The 23,912-nt window shown below is 36.0% G+C and carries 21 protein-coding genes, 2 riboswitches and 1 other annotated feature; of the genes, 17 read left to right on the top strand and 4 right to left on the bottom strand.

Annotated features, from left to right (window positions below; genetic code table 11):
* Nucleotides 1–463 precede the first annotated feature (463 nt).
* The 4 genes from D9780_RS13800 to D9780_RS13785 all read left to right on the top strand — a co-directional run bounded on the left by D9780_RS13800 (nt 464) and on the right by D9780_RS13785 (nt 2,724).
* Nucleotides 464–1,423, top strand: a complete 960-nt coding sequence (locus D9780_RS13800; RefSeq protein ID WP_121640478.1) for a tRNA dihydrouridine synthase — start codon at nt 464–466, stop codon at nt 1,421–1,423.
* Between the two features lie 208 nt (nt 1,424–1,631).
* Nucleotides 1,632–1,796 (top strand): class I SAM-dependent methyltransferase, encoded by a 165-nt coding sequence (locus D9780_RS13795; RefSeq protein ID WP_205601080.1) that lies wholly within the window; start codon nt 1,632–1,634, stop codon nt 1,794–1,796.
* 193 nt (nt 1,797–1,989) lie between these two features.
* A complete protein-coding gene (locus D9780_RS13790) occupies nt 1,990–2,466 on the top strand; it encodes a DUF2975 domain-containing protein (protein WP_073012731.1) in 477 nt (158 codons plus the stop codon).
* A 9-nt stretch (nt 2,467–2,475) separates the two neighbouring features.
* Entirely contained in the window at nt 2,476–2,724 is a 249-nt protein-coding gene (locus tag D9780_RS13785) for a helix-turn-helix domain-containing protein (RefSeq protein ID WP_073012734.1), read from the top strand.
* A gap of 362 nt (nt 2,725–3,086) precedes the next feature.
* Here D9780_RS13785 and D9780_RS13780 read toward each other — a convergent pair whose 3' ends face one another.
* Entirely contained in the window at nt 3,087–3,389 is a 303-nt protein-coding gene (locus tag D9780_RS13780; RefSeq protein ID WP_121640477.1) for a YolC/YozM family protein, read from the bottom strand.
* A 187-nt stretch (nt 3,390–3,576) separates the two neighbouring features.
* On the opposite strand from D9780_RS13780, the gene D9780_RS13775 reads away from it, so the two are divergent.
* The 12 genes from D9780_RS13775 (at nt 3,577) to D9780_RS13720 (ending at nt 18,892) form a co-directional block, all read left to right on the top strand.
* The gene (locus tag D9780_RS13775) at nt 3,577–4,236 is read left to right on the top strand and encodes an SDR family oxidoreductase (protein WP_121640476.1); all 660 of its coding nucleotides are present in this window, start codon (nt 3,577–3,579) and stop codon (nt 4,234–4,236) included.
* Nucleotides 4,237–5,134: 898 nt separating this feature from the next.
* Nucleotides 5,135–6,568, top strand: coding sequence for a tyrosine-tyramine antiporter (tyrP, locus tag D9780_RS13770; protein ID WP_073012740.1), 1,434 nt, complete (start codon nt 5,135–5,137; stop codon nt 6,566–6,568).
* Nucleotides 6,569–6,612: 44 nt separating this feature from the next.
* Entirely contained in the window at nt 6,613–8,478 is a 1,866-nt protein-coding gene (tdc, locus tag D9780_RS13765) for a tyrosine decarboxylase (RefSeq protein WP_121640475.1), read from the top strand.
* Between the two features lie 562 nt (nt 8,479–9,040).
* Entirely contained in the window at nt 9,041–9,859 is an 819-nt protein-coding gene (gene pdxK, locus D9780_RS13760; protein ID WP_121640474.1) for a pyridoxine/pyridoxal/pyridoxamine kinase, read from the top strand.
* Between the two features lie 524 nt (nt 9,860–10,383).
* Nucleotides 10,384–11,757: a Na+/H+ antiporter NhaC gene (nhaC, locus tag D9780_RS13755; protein WP_121640473.1), complete on the top strand. Its 1,374-nt coding sequence runs from the start codon at nt 10,384–10,386 to the stop codon at nt 11,755–11,757.
* Between the two features lie 809 nt (nt 11,758–12,566).
* Nucleotides 12,567–12,869, top strand: a complete 303-nt coding sequence (locus tag D9780_RS13750) for a YerC/YecD family TrpR-related protein (protein WP_121640472.1) — start codon at nt 12,567–12,569, stop codon at nt 12,867–12,869.
* A 365-nt stretch (nt 12,870–13,234) separates the two neighbouring features.
* Nucleotides 13,235–13,457: a binding site (T-box leader), on the top strand.
* A gap of 74 nt (nt 13,458–13,531) precedes the next feature.
* Nucleotides 13,532–14,788 (top strand): tyrosine--tRNA ligase, encoded by a 1,257-nt coding sequence (gene tyrS / locus D9780_RS13745; RefSeq protein WP_073012772.1) that lies wholly within the window; start codon nt 13,532–13,534, stop codon nt 14,786–14,788.
* A 247-nt stretch (nt 14,789–15,035) separates the two neighbouring features.
* Nucleotides 15,036–15,728, top strand: coding sequence for a protein rep (locus D9780_RS13740; protein ID WP_121640471.1), 693 nt, complete (start codon nt 15,036–15,038; stop codon nt 15,726–15,728).
* Between the two features lie 725 nt (nt 15,729–16,453).
* On the top strand, nt 16,454–16,816 hold the full coding sequence (locus D9780_RS13735) for a PadR family transcriptional regulator (protein WP_073012779.1): 363 nt from the start codon (nt 16,454–16,456) through the stop codon (nt 16,814–16,816).
* A complete protein-coding gene (locus D9780_RS13730) occupies nt 16,777–17,547 on the top strand; it encodes a VanZ family protein (RefSeq protein ID WP_162985876.1) in 771 nt (256 codons plus the stop codon). Before D9780_RS13735 ends, D9780_RS13730 begins: the two co-directional genes overlap by 40 nt.
* Nucleotides 17,548–17,569: 22 nt before the next feature.
* Nucleotides 17,570–18,073: a VanZ family protein gene (locus D9780_RS13725; RefSeq protein ID WP_240458695.1), complete on the top strand. Its 504-nt coding sequence runs from the start codon at nt 17,570–17,572 to the stop codon at nt 18,071–18,073.
* Between the two features lie 258 nt (nt 18,074–18,331).
* The gene (locus D9780_RS13720) at nt 18,332–18,892 is read left to right on the top strand and encodes an ATP-binding protein (protein ID WP_121640469.1); all 561 of its coding nucleotides are present in this window, start codon (nt 18,332–18,334) and stop codon (nt 18,890–18,892) included.
* A 161-nt stretch (nt 18,893–19,053) separates the two neighbouring features.
* Here the strand turns inward: D9780_RS13720 and D9780_RS13715 are convergent, their stop codons facing one another.
* Nucleotides 19,054–19,902 carry a DUF5700 domain-containing putative Zn-dependent protease gene (locus D9780_RS13715; protein ID WP_121640468.1) on the bottom strand — a complete coding sequence of 283 codons (849 nt, stop codon included), beginning with the start codon at nt 19,900–19,902 and terminating at the stop codon, nt 19,054–19,056.
* 317 nt (nt 19,903–20,219) lie between these two features.
* Between D9780_RS13715 and D9780_RS13710 the strand changes: the two genes are divergently transcribed.
* Nucleotides 20,220–20,432, top strand: a complete 213-nt coding sequence (locus D9780_RS13710; RefSeq protein ID WP_121640467.1) for a DUF4177 domain-containing protein — start codon at nt 20,220–20,222, stop codon at nt 20,430–20,432.
* 116 nt (nt 20,433–20,548) lie between these two features.
* On the opposite strand, the gene D9780_RS13705 is transcribed toward D9780_RS13710, so the two are convergent.
* Together D9780_RS13705 and D9780_RS13700 are read right to left on the bottom strand one after the other, a co-directional pair.
* Complete coding sequence (locus tag D9780_RS13705; RefSeq protein WP_121640466.1) at nt 20,549–21,598, bottom strand: homocysteine S-methyltransferase family protein; 1,050 nt, start codon at nt 21,596–21,598, stop codon at nt 20,549–20,551.
* A gap of 230 nt (nt 21,599–21,828) precedes the next feature.
* Nucleotides 21,829–21,929: riboswitch (SAM riboswitch) on the bottom strand.
* A 233-nt stretch (nt 21,930–22,162) separates the two neighbouring features.
* Nucleotides 22,163–23,263 carry a methionine biosynthesis PLP-dependent protein gene (locus D9780_RS13700; protein WP_121640465.1) on the bottom strand — a complete coding sequence of 367 codons (1,101 nt, stop codon included), beginning with the start codon at nt 23,261–23,263 and terminating at the stop codon, nt 22,163–22,165.
* 95 nt (nt 23,264–23,358) lie between these two features.
* Nucleotides 23,359–23,460: riboswitch (SAM riboswitch) on the bottom strand.
* Between the last annotated feature and the right edge of the window lie 452 nt (nt 23,461–23,912).

Below are 23,912 nucleotides of genomic sequence, written 5' to 3'. Positions count from 1 at the left end.
GAGTGATTTCCCTGCTGCATACGGATGTTTTACAACGCTTGTAGCAACAAAATGCAGACCTAATCTCTTAATAAGATGCTGTAAGACAGCATTTCAATAATTAGAAACTGCCAGCGCTGGGAAAGTCTAAGTGAGAGAAACAGAGTCAGTGGTCTTTAAGTCAACCCTTAGATTCCCAACAATCAGTGAATGATGCAGAAAATGCACCTTGTCTACCAAAGCTACGCGGTGGGAGGTAGTACCTAAATGCTCTATAACATGTTGGGCCTTAATTAGGCTATGATATAGCTAGAGCCTCTGCGGGCAAAATTTCTGGATCAATAAAGTAAGGTACAACAAATCTGGTCAGTTATCAAGGCTAGCAGAACCGCTCCCTCAAAAAATACAGGGTAAAGCTTTATTTTTTTAAAATAGCAAACGAGAGATTTCTCCGTTTTTTTATAGTGAAAGGATTTGTTTGAATATGACAGATAATTTTTGGCGCAATTTACCGAAGCCGTTTTTTGTATTAGCACCAATGGAAGATGTGACGGATGTTGTATTTCGTCATGTTGTTAGCGAAGCTGGAAGACCAGACGTTTTCTTTACAGAATTTACAAACTCGGAGAGCTATTGCCATCCCGAGGGGAAATTTAGTGTACGTGGACGCCTAACTTTCACAGAAGATGAACAGCCTATTGTAGCTCATATATGGGGGGATAAACCAGAACATTTTCGCCAAATGAGTATTGGTATGGCGGAAGAAGGATTTAAGGGGCTTGATATTAATATGGGCTGCCCTGCTCCTAATGTTGCAGCGAACGGGAAAGGCTGCGGGCTTATCCGACGTCCAGAAGTTGCTGCAGAGCTGATTCAAGCAGCAAAAGCAGGTGGACTTCCCGTAAGTGTGAAGACAAGGCTTGGCTACACCCAAGTGGAAGAGTGGCGAATTTGGTTACGTCACATCTTACAACAAGATATTGCAAATCTTTCTATTCACTTACGTACGAAAAAAGAAATGAGTAAAGTAGCTGCCCATTGGGAGCTTATCCCAGAAATAAAGAAACTTCGTGATGAAGTAGCACCAAATACTTTATTAACCATTAATGGAGATATTCCTGACCGTCAGACTGGTTTGGAACTTGCCCATCAATATGGTGTAGATGGGATTATGATTGGACGAGGTGTATTTAAGAATCCATTTGCGTTTGAAAAAGAGCCGAAAGAACATACCAGCGAAGAGTTGCTTGACCTTTTAAGATTGCATCTGGATCTTTTCGATAAGTATACAAAGTTGGAGCCACGTCCATTTAAGCCGCTTCGTCGCTTTTTTAAGATATACGTCCGTGACTTTCACGGGGCGAGCGAGTTAAGGAATCAATTAATGAGTACAGAAACGACAGATGAAGTACGTACATTGCTGGATAACTTTGAGCATTGCTAACAACCAGATGCCCCAATATTTAGGGGATCTGGTTGTTTGTTACCTATTTCGTTTATGCGGTAAAGTTATATAGCTAAACGAGCGTTATTTCTCGGGAAAAGCTTAGACACTTCGGCAACAAGCCTTTGTCTATAATAGAATCAACTTGTGCACTCGCAGAACAACTTAACAAAGCAATGCCAAGCCATCCTATAGGAGTTGAAAGAAAATGAAATATATAAAATCTGCGAAATATGATAAAGCACTTGTTAAAGAAAACTTGATGGATCCAAATAGTATGAAAATACTTGATGAACTAATGCAAGATGTTCCATTAAAAAGCGGTATGCGAGTATTAGACTTAGGTTGTGGGAATGGATTAACGTCTATATAGTAAGATTTGATGGTAAGCCAAGCGTTTCTAAGAGGTGCTACTACTTGTATTTCTAAAAGCTTACATATATTACGTATACTTATTTTTTCTTTCATTCAAGTAATGCATTATATATGGTATGTAATAATTATTTATTGATATTCAATAAATAAAGAATTATAATAGAGATAACGATAAAAAGTGAGGTGTTCCTATGAGACGTGTAGCAGTACAAATCTTGAAGATTGCTATTTTTGTAATTGGCATCGTGGTATTAGGCTTATGTATTTTCGCCTTGCCTCCGTTAGCAAGCAGTTCAGCAGAGATGTTTCCGGAGTTTTCTTATTTACAATATCCTATTTTAATAGGCTTGTATGCGACAACGATCCCTTTTTTCTATGCGTTATATCAAGCGCTTAATTTATTGAATTATATGGAGAAGCAGCTTGCTTTTTCAACGTTTGCGGTGCGGTCATTAGCGCGTATTAAGTACAGCGCGATTGTTATCAGTCTATGTTATATAAGTGGAATGATTTATCTTCTAACGCAAAGCGCGCTTCATCCTAGTATTGCAATTGTAGGATTGGCGATTCTTTTTTCTGCCATCGTTATCATGTTGTTCGCCGCGGTTTTACAAGAACTTTTGAAAAATGCAATGAAGATTCAGTCAGAAAATGAGTTGACGATTTGAGGTGAGTACATGGCAATTATAGTTCACATTGATGTAATGTTAGCAAAAAGAAAAATGAGTGTAACGGAGCTTTCGGAAAAAGTAGGTATCACGATGGCGAACTTATCTATTTTAAAAAATGGCAAGGCGAAAGCAGTTCGTTTTTCTACGTTAGAAGCCATCTGTAAAGCGTTAGATTGTCAGCCAGGGGATATTTTAGAATATCAAGCTGACTTGGAGACAGAAATTAAAGAAGAGAATCATCGGCAAGTGCAATAGAAATGACGTTGTACGGAGGTCGTGTTACAGGCCGCTGCCTCCGCATATTTTATCAATTAGTCGAGCGTTTTATCAATCTCATTGTAAATAAATGAGTTGCGATGAAAGCATGGATTTTGCAAAGTTAACGAACCGACATATTTGAAAGCCAAACCATCTCATTCGTGTTTTAGTCATGAGAGGCTCCATGAAATTGAAATAGTCCGTGCACTTCCCTTTTCTAATGCTTCTTTAGAAGTATTGGCATCCCCTGCAAATGAAAGGGGATCCTTTGTTTTTTAAATCAACTTCTACATTCACACGGTCATACTCGTTCTTGTCAAATATATATAAATTTATCAGCTCCATCGCATGCTGTAATCTTAGTTCTTGCTTATTGCTCCGTTTAATGCTAAGGAAAATGTATCGGAAAGGTCATACGCTTCTAGTTTGTTTTCCATTGTTGTTACAAATTCATGTTGATTAATCTGATCATCAATATCAAAGAAAACATCTGCACTATCGATATAAGTAGTGAAAATATTATAATCATCTCGAGCATAGTCCATCACTTTCCCTATTCGCTCCTCTTTACTGATTTCAGGCTCTTTTTCTTTTAGGATGTTTACACTGAACAGCAATCCAATAGATAAAACAATAACCAAAAATAGGACGATTTTTTTCATCTTCCCCCTCTTTTCTCTTTTCCTGCTTTTGTTTACCAGCGTACGCCAATTAACTTTACTATACTATGTCATAAATATTCGTTGCAATTTTTTCAAAATGGTCATAAAGTCACTCCGAATCAGAATGGTGGACAGAGGTGAAAAATCTATTTACGATAGAAATAGAAGAAACAATAAGGATGAAAGGATGGTTACTTTGAAAATTCTTGTTGTAGGAGCAAACGGACAAATTGGTAAACATCTGGTGAAACAAATTCAAGATAGTGGGAAACACACAGCAAGAGCGATGATTCGTAAACAAGAGCAAGCGAGCTATTTTAACGAATTAGGTGCAGAGACAGTCATTGTGGATCTTGAAGATGAGGTAGCAGCGATTACGAAAGCGGCTGACGGTGTTGACGCTGTCGTGTTTACAGCTGGTTCAGGGCCTAAAACTGGAAAAGACAAAACATTAATGGTGGATTTAGATGGTGCAGTCAAAACGATGGAAGCAACGAAAGCAGCTGGGGTAAAGCGTTTTGTGATGGTAAGCTCATTTGACACGAGCAGGGAAGCTATCCAACAATCATCAGCTTCTTTTGCCCCATATGTCGTTGCTAAGCATTATGCAGATGAGTGGCTAAGAAGCACCGATTTAGATTATACAATTGTCCATCCTGGATTATTAACGAATGATTCAGGAACGGGCAAAGTGCAGGCAGCAACGAAAGTGGATCGGGGAGAAATACCTCGTGAAGATGTGGCAAGCGTTATTTTTGGCTGTTTAGAAGATGAAACAACCATTGGTAAAGAATTTCAAGTTGTAACAGGGGAAACAGAAATCAAGCAGGTGTTACAACAGTTATAAGTAACTCTCCAATCAGTAAGGGAATCTGGGTACCCTTTGCTGATTGGAGTTTTTTTACATTATAGGAAAGTATAGAGTTTTAAAGATTATAGGATAAGAAAGACGACAGTGTTTTTAGCTAGCAAGATTTTCCTAATAAGCCAAGTATTTCTAACAATAGAAGATTTATAGTACAAGCAAGCTACAGCGATAGCCAACTTTTTCTAATAACTAGTGATAGTATGCAATTTTAGCCATGGCTACAATAGAGAAGTCACCATCTAATTTGAAAAAAGCACTTGCAGGCGATTTTTACCTACAAAAAATACAAACTTTCTCCCTTAAACTTGGCGATAAGCCAAGTTTTTAATCTACTAATATTCCATTTATACGATAAAAAAACCCTCAAATGAAGACTACTACATCATATGTATTTTAGCAAAGACAATTTAATGCTTTTATCGATAAAAGCATTCATCGATTTATTAATAAACTAAACAATGCGTCACCTCGTTAAATAACAAGATTTTGTAAACATTAAATAAACCCTTTTAAATCAACGTTAAATTATGTATTGACAAAACAAAAAAACAGGCGTAAACTTAGGATTGCAAGTTAACTTGTGAGTGCTTTCACTAAACAGCAATCGATGAGATATCTTTTTTACGTACGATAAAAAATGCGTATTGGAGAGGCATGATGACTGAACTTTAATTCACGTTTTGAATTATATGTGAAACATCAAACATTTGCTGTTTCCGTGTGTAGTTGTTAGTCAGAGATAACGGGGAATGATTTTGTTCATCCGTTCTCTAAGTAGAAATTCTTTCATTTTGATATGAACTTCCTAGGTATACAGTCATATGAAAATGAGATGCATCTTTAAGTAACAAGTTGAAATAGGAAAGAAGGAAAATTTATGGCTAAAACAAAAAGCCTAACACTTTTTGGGCTAATCGGTATTACGATGGCTTTTTTTGGTACGGTACGTAGTGTGCCAACACTTTCTATAACTGGGTGGACACAAATTTTTTATATGTTAATTGCGGCAGTTCTATTCGCATTGCCTATCGCCTTGATGTCGGCGGAACTTTCTACAGGTTGGCCGGAGGAAGGCGGGCCTACAGTTTGGGTGAAGAACGCATTAGGTGAGAAATGGGGATTTGTTACCTCATGGTTACTATGGGTTCAAATGTTTTTTGGTATGGTCATGGTTGCGTCTACAGTAGGTGTGTTATTTGGATATGTTGTTAATACACCAGAGCTATCTTCAAACAATTACTTTATTTTTGCAGTTATTTTAATCTCCTACTGGAGTGTGACGTTACTAAATCTGAAATTTGACATGGTAAAAATAGCTGGTAACTGGGGAGCCATTATCGGTGTTTATATCCCATTTGTTCTCCTAGTTGGTCTAGGTGTTATCTATATGATTAAGAATGGTATTCAGCCAAATAGTTATTTAGGGGATTTTAAACCGAGTGACCTTGTTCCGAATTTTAAAGACTTAGGTAGCTTAACTTATTTATCTGGAATTATCTTTATTTTTGCAGGTGTAGAAATCTCATCTGTGCATGCAAATAATATCCAAAACCCTAAACGTAATTATCCAATTGCGGTTATAGCATCTGTTGTTTTGTTGGTTTTCTTTAATATTGTCGCTGGGTTAACAGTTTCCAACGCAGTACCAGTAGGTGAATTGGAATTAGCTAATATTACACAACCATACAAGATTTTCTCTGAGAACTTGGGTATTCCATCTATTTTCGTGAATATCATTTCATTGATGATTTTAATTGGGGTGTTAGTACAGTTAAGTGCATGGGTACTTGGCCCAAGTAAAGCAATGATAAAAATTGCCGATGAAGGTAACTTGCCTAGATTCTTTCAAAAAAGAACGGAAAAAGACATTCCAATAACCTTTGTATTAATTCAAGCAATTGTTATTTCTCTCGTATCTTTCTTGTATGTAGTTGTTCCTGATGTAAATAGTGCCTTTTTAATTATTACAATTACTACTACTATTTTATATTGTATCGTGTATGCATTAATTGCTATTTCAGCAATTCGCTTACGCTATAAAATGCCAGAAGTTGTGCGACCATTTAAATTAGGCAATAAAGGTAATGGATTAATGTGGTTTGTTTCCATGCTGTCTTTAATTAGTGTAGTAATTACGCTTACTGTCAGTCTTATACCACCATCTATTTTACAACCTAGTCAGTACACAGGTTACATTATTTATCAAGTAGCGGCTACAGTAATAATGGTTGGTATAGCACTTATTATTCACAAATGTAAAAAACCAGAATGGAAGAAAGAAACAACAACCAATCATAAAAAATGTAGCTAAAGAGAAAATAGTTGATTTCGTGACGATAATTGGAGGATTAGAAAATGAAAACTGAATTACAAGACCACAATTTAAAAGCTTTATTTTTAGGAAGTAAAGGGGAAAACGTAGACTTATTTAAAGAACTATTATTAAAAATGATTGATGAACATGTGGGATGGCGTCAAAACTATCAGCCACAAGACTTACCAGTAATTACGCCACAAGATAAAAGTTCAAAAAGCTTCCAAGAAACTGCTGATCATGTACGTAGTGTACTGAATGTTTTATCTTCTAAGCTTCGTACGAACTCCCTTCCGTGGCATACAGCGGGTCGTTTTTGGGGACATATGAATTCAGAAACATTAATGCCATCTATTATTGCTTATACAACTGCGATGTTATGGAATGGAAATAACGTAGCATATGAATCATCCCCAGGTACTTCACAAATGGAAGAAGAGGTTGGTCATGAGTTTGCTGCTCTTATGGGATATAAAAAAGGAGAAAGCTGGGGACATATTTGTGCTGATGGTTCTATTGCCAACCTTGAAGGGCTTTGGTACGCAAGAAATATGAAATCTCTTCCTTTAGCTATTAAAGAAGTTGCTCCTGAATTTGTAGCAGGTAAAACAGAATGGGAATTGTTAAACATGTCTACAGAAGAGATTCTAGATATTTTAGATCAAATTCCTGAAAAAATAGACGAAGTGAAAGAGCATTCTGCACGCAGTGGGAAAAACTTGCAAAAACTAGGTAAATGGTTAATTCCTCAAACTAAACATTATTCTTGGTTGAAAGCTGCTGATATTATCGGTGTGGGTCTTGACTGTGTTGAAGCGATTGATGTGGATGATCATTATCGAATGGATATTGATAAATTAGAAGCAAAAATCCGTGAATTGGCAGCTGAAGAAATTCCAGTTCTTGGTGTGGTTGGGGTAATTGGAACAACCGAAGAAGGACAAGTCGATCGTATTGATAAAATGGTAGCATTGCGAGAAAAATTAGCTAAAGAAGGCATTTATTTCTATATTCATGTAGACGCTGCTTATGGTGGTTATGCCCGTGCGATATTCTTGGATGAAGATAATAACTTTATAGATTACGCGAAAATGGAAGAAGTACATGAGAAATATAACGTTTTCACAGAGAAAAACGAATGGCTTACCGAAGATATTTATCATTCTTTCAAAGCGATGAGTGAAGCGGAAACCATTACCATTGATCCACATAAAATGGGGTATATTCCTTATTCTGCTGGTGGTATTGTTGTTAAAGATACGAGAATGCGTGACGTAATTTCTTACTTTGCCACTTATGTATTTGAAAAAGGTGCCGATATTCCAGCTTTACTTGGTGCTTATATGCTAGAAGGATCGAAAGCAGGTGCTACTGCGGCTGCAGTATGGACAGCCCATCAGGTGTTACCATTAAATGTAACGGGATATGGTAAATTAATTGGTGCAAGTATTGAAGGTGCTTATCGTTTCTATCATTTCTTACAAGGAAAACAATTCAAAGTTGGCGATAAAACCATTCATGTTTATCCATTAACAAAACCTGACTTTAACATGGTTGACTATGTATTTAATGAAGAAGGAAATACAGACTTAGAAAAAATGAATCAACTTAATCATGATTTTTATGAACAGGCTTCTTATGTTAAAGGTGGACTATACAATAACGAGTTCATTACTTCACATACAGATTTTGCGATTCCAGACTATGGGAACAGCCCATTGTCATATGTTAAAAGTTTAGGATTCAGCGAAGAAGAGTGGGATCGTGAAGGGAAGGTTACGATACTTCGTGCTTGTGCTTTATCACCGTATGCATATGACAAAGATGTGTTTGAAGAATATGCTAGCAAGATAGAGCAAGCAATTCAAGAAAAACTTGAAAAAATTTATGCTGTTGTAAATGAATGAACTTCTATTAAAGAATCAGTTTATAAATAGTAAATAGGTTGTGGGAGGCTAGAGGGGATGATTTTATCATGCTATTAATCATCCCTCGGCTCCAATTGATTTGGAAATGTTCTTTTCTTACACTATAAGCAAGTATAAAGTTGTAAGGTTTACATCCACAGTGTTTTCCGCCATAAAGATTTGGTGGTAAATTTCTTCAATGATTATTGATGATAGCTAAAAATGTAAATGTTTACCTTTAAAGTAAATGACAAGTACTAGACTACCTTCTGTAAACAAGGTAATCTCAATAATGGGAAATAATAATAGTGCTTACGATCTTTGACAACCATGATATATAATTTTAATACCTTTACGTTTATAGTATAAGAAAAGTTTGGTGACAAGCCAAGTTTTTCTAAATAGGTTGTTCTAAGTATTGTTAATAAACCTTGCTATTTGCAAATATATGGGTCTGTTTGTGAATTGTTTAACAATTACATGTAACGCGTTCGGCATATCGAAAATCTCTATGAAAAGTTACAAGATACGATATGCAGAAAGCTGTTAAGGAAGTGAAAAAATGACAATTAAAAAAGTATTAACGATTGCAGGTTCTGATTCAAGTGGTGGTGCAGGTTTGCAAGCCGACCTGAAAACATTTCAAGAATACGGAACTTTTGGCTGTACTGCTATCACGAATATCGTCACGATGGATCCGAAAAATAATTGGAACCATCGGGTGTATCCCGTTGATGAGACCACAGTTCGGGAACAATTGGAAACAATCTTCTCTGGTAGTCCGCTACATGCTATGAAAACGGGGATGTTAGGCTCTACAAGTATGATAAAGCTGGTAAGTGAAATGATTGATCAATATGAAATGAAGAATGTTGTCATTGATCCGGTAATGGTTTGTAAAGGAGAAGATGAGCCTTTGCACCCGGAAAATGGGGTTGCTATTCGCGATTATCTTTTACCGAAAGCAACGATCATAACGCCTAATTTATTTGAAGCTGCTCAACTATCTAGTATGTCTACAATCCGTACAGTTGCTGATATGAAAGAAGCAGCGAAAAAGCTGATAAACATTGGCCCAGAATATGTTGTTATTAAAGGCGGAAAAAGTTTAGATGGCAATAAAGCAATTGATTTACTTTATGATGGGTCTGCTTTCACTTTTTATGAAGTAGAGAAAATGAATACGAATTATAATCACGGTGCTGGATGTACATTTGCAGCTGCTATCACAGCAGGATTGGCAAAAGGCTTCTCTGTAAAAGAATCGGTAGCAAAAGCAAAAACATTTACGACCGAAGGAATTAAGGCTGGATTTGCCTTTAATACTTTCATTGGACCAGTTTGGCATGGAGCCTATAATAGAGCAGGTCTATCTGAGTAGTTCTATGATTTTACTGGAGGATTTAGAAGGGGAAAGAATTTCGTCTTGCTTACTAAACTATCTCCTGCATATATCAAGCTGTAGAACAGTTGCCTCTTAAGTTGAAAAAACGCTGTTTAAGTAAGAGATACCAGTGCTTCCATCAGCTAAAGTAGATTCGGCGTTGGAGGCAAATGTCTATGGACTGATACGTTACATTATCATCCTCTTTTGTTAGGCCATGTTCTATGAACATGGCATCTATCGTTCGCAATAGGAAAGTGTGCAATTTTAGAGTTTACATTATAAGTAAAACTGCAAATTTCGGAAGACTTAACTAGAAACTAAGTTCTAGCCTGTTTATGTGAACTAGATAGCTTCCGATAGTGTAGGGTATTACTCATGGGGTAAATTCAATGCTTTTTACTTTAATCAATCAACGTGCCAATGTCTTTAAATGTAAAAGAAAACAGGATTGTGCTAGTACTAATTAAATGATTAAAAGGAGTAATTCTCAGATCTTAAGGTCGTAAGGAGTTTATCATATGAAAAGAGATATAACATTAAAAGAAAGTATCTTTCTATTAGTAGTATTATTATTGGTTATAGGTATTAGTATAATAGGCTTGGATTTGCCTCCGCAAATTCCGATTTTATTCGCAGTAGGAATTGTTATCCTTTTTGCTAAGATGAAAGGTGCTTCATGGGAAGTTGTTCATAAGGGAATTGAAAATGGAATTATACCAGGTCTGATACCCATCATTATCTTTATGCTTATTGGTGTTTTAATAAGTGTTTGGATTTCAGCAGGAACCATTCCAACTATTATGGTTTATGGGTTAGGAATTTTATCAGCGAAATTTTTCTTACCTTCTGTGTTTGTTATTTGTGCACTTGTTGGTATTTTAGTAGGTAGTTCGTTTACAACCATTTCAACTATAGGTATTGCGTTTTTAGGTATGGGACAAATGATGGAATTTAATATGGCAATGACTGCTGGCGCTATAGTGTCAGGAGCTTATGTCGGGAATAATATATCTCCTTTATCTGATACAGCCAATTTGGCTTCTGCTATAGCCGAAGTGGATTTATTTGATCATATTAAAAATATGTTGCGAAAAATTGTTCCTGCTTTTGTTATTTCACTTATCTTTTTTATTATAATTGGACAAACAAAAGCGGGAGCAACGGAAAGTAATATTAATGAATTAGTAGATACATTATATTCTAATTTCAATATTTCTATGGTGTCACTAATACCAGCGCTTATTTTATTTTTGTGTGCGTGGAAAAAGATACCTGCTATTCCAACACTTCTAATGAGTATTGCGGTTACCGTTGTTATTCAATATATATATTATCCACATACCAGTTTTTCTAAAATCGCTAGCCTTATGCAGGATGGATTTGTTTCGAATACAGGAACAGAAACGGTAGATGTTTTGCTTACCAGGGGTGGTATGCAAAGTATGATGTGGTCTGTTTCGCTAATTATCCTTGCTTTGACGTTAGGAGGATTGTTAGTAGAATTAAAAATTGTTGAAACGTTAATATCAAAAGTTCAAGGTCTTGTTAGTACAAAAGGAAAATTAATTTTAATGGCTGGATTAAGTGCTATAGGTATAAATATCGTTCTTGGAGAACAGTATTTATCCATTATTTTGCCAGGTAAAGCATTTAAATCGCAAGTGGAGGCAATAAACCTTGATCCTAAAAAACTCTCAGCTATTTTGGCAGATGCTGGGGCAGTAGTTAACTCACTAATTCCATGGGGAGTAAGTGGTGTGTTTATTACTGGAACATTGGGGGTTTCTACACTAGAATATGCACCATTTGCTATCTTTTGCATAGTTGCTCCAATTATAAATGTATTATTTGGTTTTTTTGAAAAAGAGAAAGGATTACCTTCTCTCTCTTGAAAAGCTATGGAGCAGAATTGTTACAAGATTTATATTTTGCTCCATACTTAACCTATAATATCATAAGCCCCATTTACGCTTTTCTTGTATGATAGAATGGCAAAGGTTTTATAGTAGAAGCAAAACAAAGGCTTTTGCCGAGCCAAGAGTGCCTTGAGAGGGCAAGAAGAATAAATTAATTCGTAAAGGGTTGAATGGGAATAAAATATAGAAAAAATTACCAGTGTATTTTAGTGCTTAAAATAAATCCAAATACCCTAAATGGTGTTATAATTAAATGTCGTTTTCTTTTATTATATCATCATAATTGACTCTAATCATACCTATTTAAACTGGGAAATCTCTTTGGCGTTATTATAGGTAGCCATGAAGAATGATATGTAGTGAACTATTAGTCATTTTGAAATGTTTTTCTAACACTATAGGAAAGCATAAAATTTTAAGGATTATAGTATAAGAAAAATTAATTCATCCGCTATGAAACTTGGCGGCAAGCCGAGTTTTTCTAAGCTGCTAAACTGTTGCTTTTAATCAATAGGTTGAAAGCGTGAAATGGTTTACACCATAGGAAAGAATAAATTTCTAAGCTTTATAAGTGAAACGAAGGCGTTTTTTTCGCCATAAAGAGTGACGATAAGCCGGTTTTTTTGCACTATAGAAAAGAATAAGTTTTTAATCGTTTATAGTATAAGCGAAACGATGGCTACCGTCATAAAGGCTTGACGATAGCTAAGTTTTGTTAAAAGTTTTTCTTTAATCCTTTGACGTGTTAATGATATTGGGAAAGATATAAACGGAGGTAAAAAAATATGCTTATAGATGAAATACGTGGAGAAGAATTAGATGATTTTTTTTGTTCGTTTTTAGAACTTCAAACAATAGAAGAATGTTATTGTTTTTTTGATGATTTATGTACAGTCAATGAAATAAAGGCAATGCTTCAACGATTTAGAGTAGCAAAAATGCTTTATAATGATCACACATATTGTCAAATTGAGGATGAAACAGGGGCAAGTACAGCAACTATCTCTCGTACAAAGCGTTCATTATATCATGGGAATAATATGTATGATATTCTTTTCAGTCGGATGAAGAAAAGTATAGAGACTTAATAGAATTAGCGTTAAATGGTTGCCACATGAAACGAAAATATAAATAATTACCGTACCATTTTATAGACAAAGATAATTATTTATATTATGCTTAGAATGAGTTATGATGATATACTTACTTGTGAACGTATGAACAAATGATGCCTTTTAATTTTAACGGGTTATATTCATTGCTATTTTTTTAGGGAAGTATAAGCGTTTACACGTAAAAGTAGGAGGAAAACGATAATCGGCAAGGTTTGGAGGTACGTCCAATTCTTCTGATCAAAGGTAGACAATAGCGAGGTCTCGTGTACGTATGAAACAAAAAACAAAAACGTTGACAAATAAATTTTTATTCACTATAATGTTTTTAATCTTATACGATGCATACGATGAAGGAGCCTAGTAGCAAGCTTGTCACTGTTATTTAGAAAGCTAGGGGTGATGTGACCTAGTACAAACAATCTTGTGAATTACACTTTGGAGTATCTTAGCTTAACACTAAGCGGATTAGCAAACGATATCATTGCTGAGAGAGGTATCAATAGTTACGTGTATTACTATTGATGCAATTTGGGTGGTAACACGGTTAGAATCGTCCCTATGTCTTTATGAGGCATAGGGCGTTTTTTATTTTTTAAGCTTATATTAAGAAACTACAACTAAAGGAGTGGAAAAGCATGAATCTTATTGATGAGTTAGAATGGCGTGGAGCTATAAATCAACAAACAGATGCGGAAGGATTAAAAGATTTAATTGAAGAGAAAAAGATTTCTTTATATTGCGGTGTTGATCCAACTGGTGACAGTATGCATATTGGTCATTTAATTCCATTTATTATGATGAAACGGTTTCAATTACACGGTCATCAACCGGTTATTTTAATTGGAGGAGCAACAGGAACCATTGGTGATCCTAGTGGACGCCAAACAGAACGGCAATTACAAACGTTAGAGAAGGTACAAGACAATGTTGATAAGCTAACGAAGCAAATGAAGAAATTATTCTTTGATGGTGATAGTGAACTTAGGATCGTAAACAACTACGATTGGACACATAACTTAAGCATATTAGATTTCTTACGAGATTACGGTAAAAACTTTAGTGTGAATAATATGTTGGCAAAAGATATTGTCGCTAGCCGATTAGATAGTGGGATATCGTTCACGGAGTTCTCTTACCAAATTTTACAATCTATGGACTTTCATCACCTATTTAAAGAAGAAAATGTACAATTACAAATTGGTGGTAGCGATCAATGGGGAAATATTACAAGCGGATTAGACCTTATACGTAAAAAAGAAGGTCAGGACGCGAAAGTCTTTGGTCTAACCATTCCACTTTTATTAAAAGCAGATGGAACAAAGTTTGGCAAAACAGCTGGTGGAGCAATTTGGTTAGACGCAGAAAAAACGACACCATACGAATTTTACCAGTTTTGGATTAACGCAGATGATAAAGACGTCATAAAATACTTGAAATTCTTTACGTTCTTAGGGAAAGAGGAAATTGATGAATTAGAGGATAAAGTGAAAACAGAACCACATAAACGTGAAGCGCAAAAAGTGTTAGCAAAAGAAATGACAAAGTTTGTTCATGGTGAAAAAGCATTAACGCAAGCAATGAAAATTACGGAAGCACTTTTTAGTGGAAATGTTAAATCATTAACAGCAGATGAAATTGAACAAGGATTTAAAGACATGCCTACTTTTCACGCTTCCAAAGAAACAAAAAATATTGTCGACTGGTTAGTTGAGTTAGGTATCGAACCATCTAAACGCCAAGCGAGAGAAGATATTAACAATGGAGCTATTTCCATGAATGGAGAACGAATAACGGATGTTAATACAGATGTAACTGCAGAAAACGCATTCGATGGAAAGTTTATCATTATTCGTAAAGGGAAGAAAAAATACAGCTTGGTAAAATTAGCTTAATGCATTTCAAGCCTACTTCTGTTGTATAAAGGAAGTTTGTCGGCTAATACAATCACTGCATATATAGATAAAAGAACAAACATACAAACATCTTCCCAAAAATCTAAACAGGTTCTAGGGAAGATGTTTCTATATCATCAATCAATAAAATGGAACAATTTGAATGATAACAAGCTTCATTGGATGATTTCGATGATTATATTTTGTTAAGTAAAGGAATTCAGATGGATGAAAGGGATGTTTCAGGATGCCTTCTTCATGGAAAAGGTCATTAGAACTAGCGTATACGAATCATTACATTATTACGAAAGTGAATGAACAGAAACCAGTTAATTGGTTACTACTAGATGTAGGTTTAGAAAATGTGACAGAAGAGCATATTAATCAATCCTTAGATAATTTGCTCATTGGATTTAATCGATTGTTTAAGTATAAAAGTGTAAAGCAAGCTACATTAGGTTATTTTCGTATGCTGGATATAGTTAAACAAAATGATAGGTACCATCCTAAAATTCATGTGTTGCTGCCAACGATGAAAAGTTATTTTCAAGGAAGATACTATATTAAACGTGATAAATGGTTAGAAATGTGGGCGAAAGCTTTAGGAGTTAATACGGATCTATATGTAAAGGTAAAAGTGATCCAACCTGAGGATAATAGTCAGCAAATGGTAGAGAAAATGGAACAAGGTTTAGCAGTACTTTTGGATGTACAAGAAACAAATAGGCCTAAAAAAGACAAGAAAATTATTGAGACACGAAGGTTAATTGGGTACAGTAGATTATTAAAAAAGGAAGCAGACCAACTACCTCCTGATTCAGATTTTTTCCTAGATATAGCTCATTTATGTACAGACGATAGGATTGCAAATGTTGCTTTTGCCAACATGCTCACCTGGCACCCTGGCTTAAGAACAGAAAAAGAAAATCCTTTTATTTGAAGGTAATGTCATAAGATAGCGGCTGCCTTCAATCTTTCTTGTTGGCTAGGAATTTATAAAATTTTGCAGCTGTGGATAAACTAACTAATTAAGTTATTTAGCCACGTCCGGCTCCAGCGCCCAGCAACTAGGCGACTTCACTCCATTGTCCTAAGCTAAGTCGTCATCGGTTCGTTCTAAATAGGAAGGCCGACTAAAGACGGGCTTGCCGGAGGGCGCCGGCATACTCCTGTTGCAGGAGCAGGCTTCCTAAAACTTTCGTTGATTTGTTCCACTCGCTACGTTGCTAACTGGGCGCCCCGAGCCTTTGTTCCGCTAAGAAGAAGGCATAAAATTTTACGGTTTATTTTGGATATAAGGTGCTGTAAGACTAGCCACTTTTGGGAGGTGAAAAGTGGAAAGGCCTTAGTGATAGATAACAGCACCTAAAACCTCGATTTGTTAACTTCATAATTAGTGGAAGAAGAGTTGGCATGGGTGAAATGATACCGCACTATCTACCAACAATACTAATTTATCCTTCCATATTGGAATATAAATGTCCCCTTGAAAAATAATAAATGAGTAAAATATCAATATAAAGTAATGAAAGGCTTGTAGGGAATTCCTCGCTGTTTTAATGCCCATCACCTAAGAATGTAAATCTTTACCTACATACCTTGTGTTACGATGTATTGTGTGTTACATTATATTTGAATAATAAGATAAAAAAAGAAGGTGCTGAAATGGATAAAGAAATTATGAAAGGAAGTATTGATATCCTGCTATTGTCTCTCCTCCAGAATCGTGATATGTACGGCTATGAGATGGTTAAGGCGTTGAAAAAAAATAGTAATGAATTGTATAACATGAGTGAAGGAACCTTGTACCCTGCTTTAAAGCGACTTGAGAAAAAAGGCTGGCTTCAATCTTATTGGGGAGATTCGGAAAGTGGAGGCAGACGGAAGTATTATCAAATTACCCAGCAGGGAAAAAACGAGCTAGGTAAAAAATTGCAAGAATGGAATCAAATTAGCCATTTAATTAAAGTATGTTCGGAGGGATTAGGTTGGAGTCAACAATCGAAGCCTACATTCACAAAATTGTAAGTGAGTTACACTGTGGAGAAGAAGAAAAAAAGGACATGATAGATGAAATAAAAGATCATTTGTATTTGTTGATACAAGAATATAAGGAAGATGGGTATTCAAATGAAGTAGCCATAAATAAAGCGTTAGAAACGTTTGGCGAACAAAAGCAATTAGCAAGAGGCTTACAGACATCTATTTCTCCTTTTCATAAAATATGCAAAATAACGACAGGCATATTTTTCGGATTATATGTCCTTATTCTATTTTTTAAATTCTTTTTGGAGCGCATGATTTTGACAGCGACTATAGCTAAAAGTGGTGACTTTTTCAACCCACATGTGGCTATTCCGGAAAATTTTACAGGCGTATTCGATATCGAGTACATTCATTTAAATGCTAATTTTTTGCCCTTTAAAACGACGTTACAATACATCATGAATGCAGATTCATATAACGTATCCATTATTATTGAAAACACGATTGGGAATGCCCTTGTTTTTTTGCCGTTAGGAATCTTTCTGCCGCTATTATTCTCGAAGTGCCATTCCTTATTAAAAGTTTCTATAACTGTAACGATCATTATCTTGGTGATTGAAAGCTTGCAATTATTGTTATGCGTTGGTCAATTTGATGTGGATGACATTATCTTAGGAATGATTGGGAGTAGCATAGGATTTTTTTGTTTCCTATTTTTCCGGCGCATAAAGAATGAAATAACTGCCATACGACGTATAGAAAAAGAATTATAATATAAAGAATAGTGAGTTGTAGATGATGAAAGCCATTATAAAAATAGGTTTATTTCTAGTATTATGTGTGTACGTAGTCATATTATCAAAACTTGTCTTGTTTAAGTACCTTTCTTTGCATGAAATTTTAGCTCACTTTGCATTTCGTTATGAAGGTCCTACTTGGAATGAGCATAATTTAATTCCTTTTCAAACGATATTTTTCTATCTATTTTCTACAGATATTAATTTTTCTATAAGGGTTGAAAACTTGGTTGGCAATATTATAGGTTTTGCGCCTTTTGGTTTCCTCCTACCATTTATTTGGCGGAAATTTCACAAGTTAACCAACATTGTCCTTGCAACATTATGCTTAAGCTTTACGTTCGAGTTCGTACAACTGATGTTCAAATTTGGTAGCTTTGATGTCGATGATTTGCTGTTAAATACACTTGGAGGAGTAATTGGCTATCTACCTATTTTAATATGTAAAGTGGTCATCCAGAATAGACAACAGCATAAGCTTATGGGAAGGGGAATTAAATAAGTGTAGTGAAGTATACTGCACACCAAAGAGGAAAGTAGGCAATTCTTGTTGAAGGATAAAATGAAAGCATTTTTATTCGTCTCATTCATGAGCCTTTATAAAAGATTTAATTTCCAATCGTAGAAACATAAATATCACCTATTAAATAAGATTAAGATCGCAAATATTTTTGATAGATGGGCAGAATGAAGAACATGGAAATGCCAGGACGTAATATAAAAACGAATCGTCTACCAGATGTAGAAGAGGGGGCTAGCGATGAGAAGATTAGTAGTCATAACTGTCGGTAAAACGCATAGTGGAAAATCAACATTTGCTAGGGAGTTAGAAAAACAGTTGAGCAATTCGCTTATTATGGATCAGGATAACCACGCAGCATTTATTCATACATATTATCCGAAACTGCAACCAACAATAGGGTCAAATAAGCTTAAATATGCAATATCGCAATTAATTGTTGACTACACAAAAGAGAATACGAATTTTCATCTTATTATATGTAACTCAAACCGAAGTAAGGCAGGAAGGAAATACTTGCTTGAAGAACTGTTTCCTAAGGGGCAATTTATTCGTATAGTAATTCATTTTCATATTCCAGATGAGGTACTGCAAAAGCGAATAAAAAGCACTCAGCGAAGTACGAATATATTAAGAAGTGCAAAAGATTTTGCAGAAGTACTTGCTCGTCAAAACGCTCTTTCTATTTATGAGGATACAGCTGCCCCTACAGCAGATGAAGCAGATTATCTCTTTACAATGAAAAATAATGAAGAAGTTGATGCTATCATCAAGCGCATTGTTCAGCTTGCTTCTGGTTAAAAGGAAAAATGAAAAGAGAACAAACAGATAAAAGCTTTTTAAAATCTGCATGCATTCAAAGGTGTTAGACTGAAAGCTGTATGGAACAATCATTAATAATCATCGCATAGGTAAATGGTTATGTTCTATCCTATTTTCGTCTCTTCATTCACTGGCATAAGCTAGTTGCTCATTTCGAGGAGAATACTATGGATTATCCCGATATAATTGGTGTTTCTCCAAATAGTAATTGCTTTTAGTTCAGGATATTTTCTCATTAAAAAGTGAAGGAGTTCATAGCCAATAAAATATCCTAAACGAGAGTAACCAAATTGAGTTCCGCCATATATCGAAAACCATTCCCGATATATTCGGTCTTCATGACATGTTTGCATATCTGACAAAAAGGCGCGAATGATTTCTCGCTTATGTTGTTTTGAAAAAGCTAACCACCTTTCTCCAGTATCATCATATGTGAAATAAGCGCCTTGATTCTTGGGAATTTCTAGTTGCTTCGATAAATAGGTTGCACTTCCTTCTTGAAATAAAGTTGTATATGGATGGAACCACGGTATAGTCCCCCAGTCTACCTCTCTTTGCTCTGATAACATATGATGTAGTACATGACCGAATTCATGGGCAATAATAACTTTTAAGTGTTCATCAACTGGTGATAATTTCTCTAAGCAAAAGGTGACATCTGGTATAGGTTGACGATGGGTAAATGCATTAGAACCGTATAATCCAACAATAATATGTACGTTATTGTTAAAAATAATAGGATATTTTTGTTCATACGCAGACGTGATCGTGTACAGATGTTTTTCTATGTTTTGATTGGCTATTTTCATTGTATTCATATGACTTGGGTACTTTTGCAGGGCTGTTTTTCTTTTTTGTTCCGGGTTCTTACAATGATATAAAAAATATTCCTTAAATTGTAGCGGATAGGTAGCATGATATGTATGTAAAAATGATACATTTGGTTGATAATTATTTATGAAATATGGCGCTGTATTATAAATGTTCATGATAACATCCTCCCTACAATTTTTTGGCTTAAAGGATAGGAAAAAAAGGCTGTCGCCATAAGCCCTGGCAACAAGGGATGTCTTCTAAAATTTTCATCCCGCTAGTCCTCCAATTAAAGTGTAAAGTGTCCTCACTAGATTGCCTTTACACATGATTTCGACTTTTATTTCCATTATCCTGCCTGTTAGTAAAAAGTAGTTTTCCTGTGCGTTGTAAACCGGAAATAAATTCGTTAGTATAGACATGTACTTTTTTAGTATGCAATGAAAAAAATAATTGCTGTTAGAAAAGGTATAGTACATATGGAAGATGCGACGTGGGTGCCTGGGAATACGCTGTAGAAACTTGGACATTAGGGATCGATTCAGCTGATCGAGAGGAATTTGAAGATAAATTAAATGAATACGAAAAACAAGGTTGGGAATTAGTAAACGTTTTTCCTCAAATTGGAGGTAGTATGAGGGATATTAGTGTGAACTTTAACCAAATCTCTTTAAATGAAAAGCGATATAAAGAATGTAAAATGTAGAAAGATGTTCAAATTATATTTAAAGGAACTCCCCGTCATTGCTCTGATGGGAGTTCCTCTCTAAATTAAAACTTGTCAGCGGATGATATTTTTAAAAATGCTTATCCAACAACCCTCTAAGCCTTGGAGCGGTATTCTAGATTATGTTTTTTCAACGTTTTGTCAGTACCAAATAAAAAGTGCTTTTCCATATTTGGCGAGTATTTGGAATTAACCGTTTCTTTACCGACAGCTTCTGCAACAGCACGTAACATTGCAGGCGATGCGCCACAGCATAGACCAATATAGTTCACACCGATGTCTTTTGCTTTTTTCGCCCAAGCTGCTAATTCGTAGCGGTTGTGGTAAAGTGGATCAAGTGCCGTTGGGAACGTCGTTTCTGTAGGTAAATGGCAACTGCAACCTCCATCCGGCAAATTGAAAAAGGTTGGGTGTGCCTCTGTTGTTCGATAAGGTATTGGTAATGCCCCAATATAACCTTTGACTGCCTCTCTTATTTTAGCTACAAAGGGCTGGATGGTATCAGGGCCACGGAAGCAATTCATTCCGACGACGAGCGCTCCTTTTTCAGATAGTAATTGGCAAGCTTCCTCCACGGTATACCCGTCCCTTAGAATGTTTTCGCCCATAAGACCAAAAGTGATGACGGCTGGGAGTTCTTGTTTCGTAATTTCTTCTAAAGCGATTAGAGCTTCTTCATAATAATAAAATGTTTCTCCGTTTACGAAATCAACACCTTCTTCTTTACACCATTGCACCATCTCGGCGAAAATACTCCTTACTTGCTCTTTGGAAGCTGGGTCATTCGGATCGAAAATATTCGTGTTAGAAATATTTCCAGCAACGAGTGCTTCTTCTACAGGATGTTCTTTGGCGACTTCTTTTGCTAGCTGAATGGCGTTCCTGTTTAACGGCTCGAGCAATTCTTCCTTACCAATGATTCGCATCTTCTCTCGGTTTCCGTTGTAAGTAAATGCGAGTACGACGTCTGAGCCTGCATTCATAAAATCGCGATAAGCTTGTTTCAGAGCTTGCGGATTATCTAATGCGACTTCTGGTACAAAAGAACCTGCTTGTAAATATCCTCTGCGCTCTAATTCAAATAAATAACCTTCCCCAACAATAACCGTACCTTCCTGTAATCTTTGTTGTAAGCTGCGTTTCATGTTAAACTCCTCCTTTTATTTTGAAAGCTTTGCTTCGTAAAAAATGTGGTACAAAGTATATAGCAAGAGCCACCACTTCGATATTTACTTCATGGTAAAATTACCTCCCCCTTTCATTAAAAAATCGTTTTTTTAGTTGCTTCACCTATGTGAGCTTCCATCGCGAATTATTGGAACATAAAAACCCCCTTCTTATGAATAAGAAGAGGATAGATTCCAAATGGCGACTCTTCTTATCTTCAAGCGTTACGCTTCTGGAATTAGCACAGTGCAAAAGATGCCTGTTGCTGAGGTATCAAAGGGCCAGTCCCTCCACCTCTCTGGATAAGATAAATCCTATAAAGTTGTGGAATAATAAAGATTTACAGTTGACGGTTAAAGAAACCATTAAATTGAAGTTTGTAAATTATTATTATTCTGAATGTAAGTTATACTATAAACGGAAAAAAATTCAATGTCAACCTATTTCGAAAAAATAGTTATGGTTAGCTTTGGGTGAGAGCTAGCACCCTATTTATTATGAATTAAATAAAACTTAGTTATAAAGCCCCGTCAAGCCCAAATTTAAAATGCCTGTAATGCGTTCTGCAAATCATGTTTTAAATCATTCACATGCTCTATTCCGACAGAAAAGCGTAATAAACAGTCATCAATGCCACGCTTAGTACGTTTATTAATGGGAATATCCGCATGTGTTTGTGTTGATGGATACGTGATAAAACTTTCCACACCACCTAGACTTTCAGCGAAGGTAATCAGTTGTAATTGCTGTAAAAAAGGATCTACACACTTGTTATCATGTAAACGAAAAGATAACATACCACCTTTGCCAGGATAAAGCACCTCTTTTACTGCTTGATGGTTGTTTAAAAAATGGGCTAACTCTTGGGCATTTGTTTCGTGCTTTTCCATACGCAAGGATAGCGTTTTTAATCCTCTAATTAACAACCAACTGTCAAATGGAGAGAGTACTGCCCCAGATGTATTATGCATTATAGCAAGTTGTTCACAGATCGGTTCATCGTCGGTAACTACTAAACCAGCTAATACGTCATTGTGCCCACCAATATACTTTGTTGCACTATGAATAACAATATCAGCGCCAAGTTCTAAAGGGCGTTGCAAATAGGGTGTAAGGAATGTGTTGTCAACAATAAGCAATAGATCATGTTTTTTAGTTAGATGAGCAATAGAGGTAATATCTATTTCCTGCATTAATGGATTTGTCGGTGTTTCAATAAATATTGCTTTTGTTTTATTCGTTATATTTGTTTCCGTTTCTTTGAAATTGGTAAAGGGATCATAACAGATGTTAAAATGGTATGCTCTTGTGTACTGTTCCAACAAACGATACGTCCCACCATAAATATCTTCTGAAGCAATGATTTCATCACCAGCTTGAAAAAGGGAAAGAACAAGCTGTATAGCTGCCATGCCTGAACTACAAGCAAAAGCTTGCTTACCAGATTCTAACTTCGCAACACCTTCTTCTAACAGGGATCGAGTTGGATTTTTCGTGCGACTGTAATCATACCCGGTTGACTGTCCAATGCCATCATGTTTGAATGCAGTTGATAAATAAATAGGTGGATTAACTGCTCCAGTACGAAGATCACTTCGGTTTCCTAGTTGCACCATGCTAGTTTCACGTGTTTGTTGTAACACTTTATCATCTCCTTAAAAATGGTTACAAGGAGAGGATGCAAAAAACCTCTCCTTGAAATAAGAAGAGGTTTCCTAATATGTTGAAAAGGATCTTCTTCTTATCTTCAAGCGCTATGCTTCTGGAATTGGCACAGTACCGCATGCGGTCTGTTGCCGAGGTATCAAAGGGCCAGTCCCTCCACCTCTCTGGATAAGAAAATTTTTATTAAATTTTAAAAGATTGAATTTTAGAATACAATGAAGTTCCATAAAAGTCAAGGGGATTTTGTCTCCACAATTTAAGGGTTCGGCTTCTTCCAACTGTGGTGAATCTTTTTTGTGCTCGAAACGTAGCCAGAATAATATAGTTTTTGCGGAAGGTTCTCATCGTGGTAATCATTCACCAAAAGATTATGAAAGATGTATAATTGGAGGAATGAACTTGCGTAGCCAATGTATTTGCTCGTAGAATAAAAATAAAAAGGTTATGCTCGTCGCAAATCCGCACGCCCCCGCGCTTGAAATCGCTCATGCTCGCATGAAATACGCTCGCTCCTGTCCGGAATGCGCTCATGCTCGTCGCAAATCCGCACGCCCCGCGTTGAAATCGCTCATGTTCGTCGCAATCTGCACGCCCCGCGCAGAAATCGCTCATGTTCGTCGTAATTCC

The organism is Virgibacillus sp. Bac330 (genome assembly GCF_003667845.1).
GTDB lineage: Bacteria > Bacillota > Bacilli > Bacillales > Amphibacillaceae > Virgibacillus > Virgibacillus chiguensis.
This window is presented reverse-complemented; position numbering and strand designations above follow the sequence as displayed.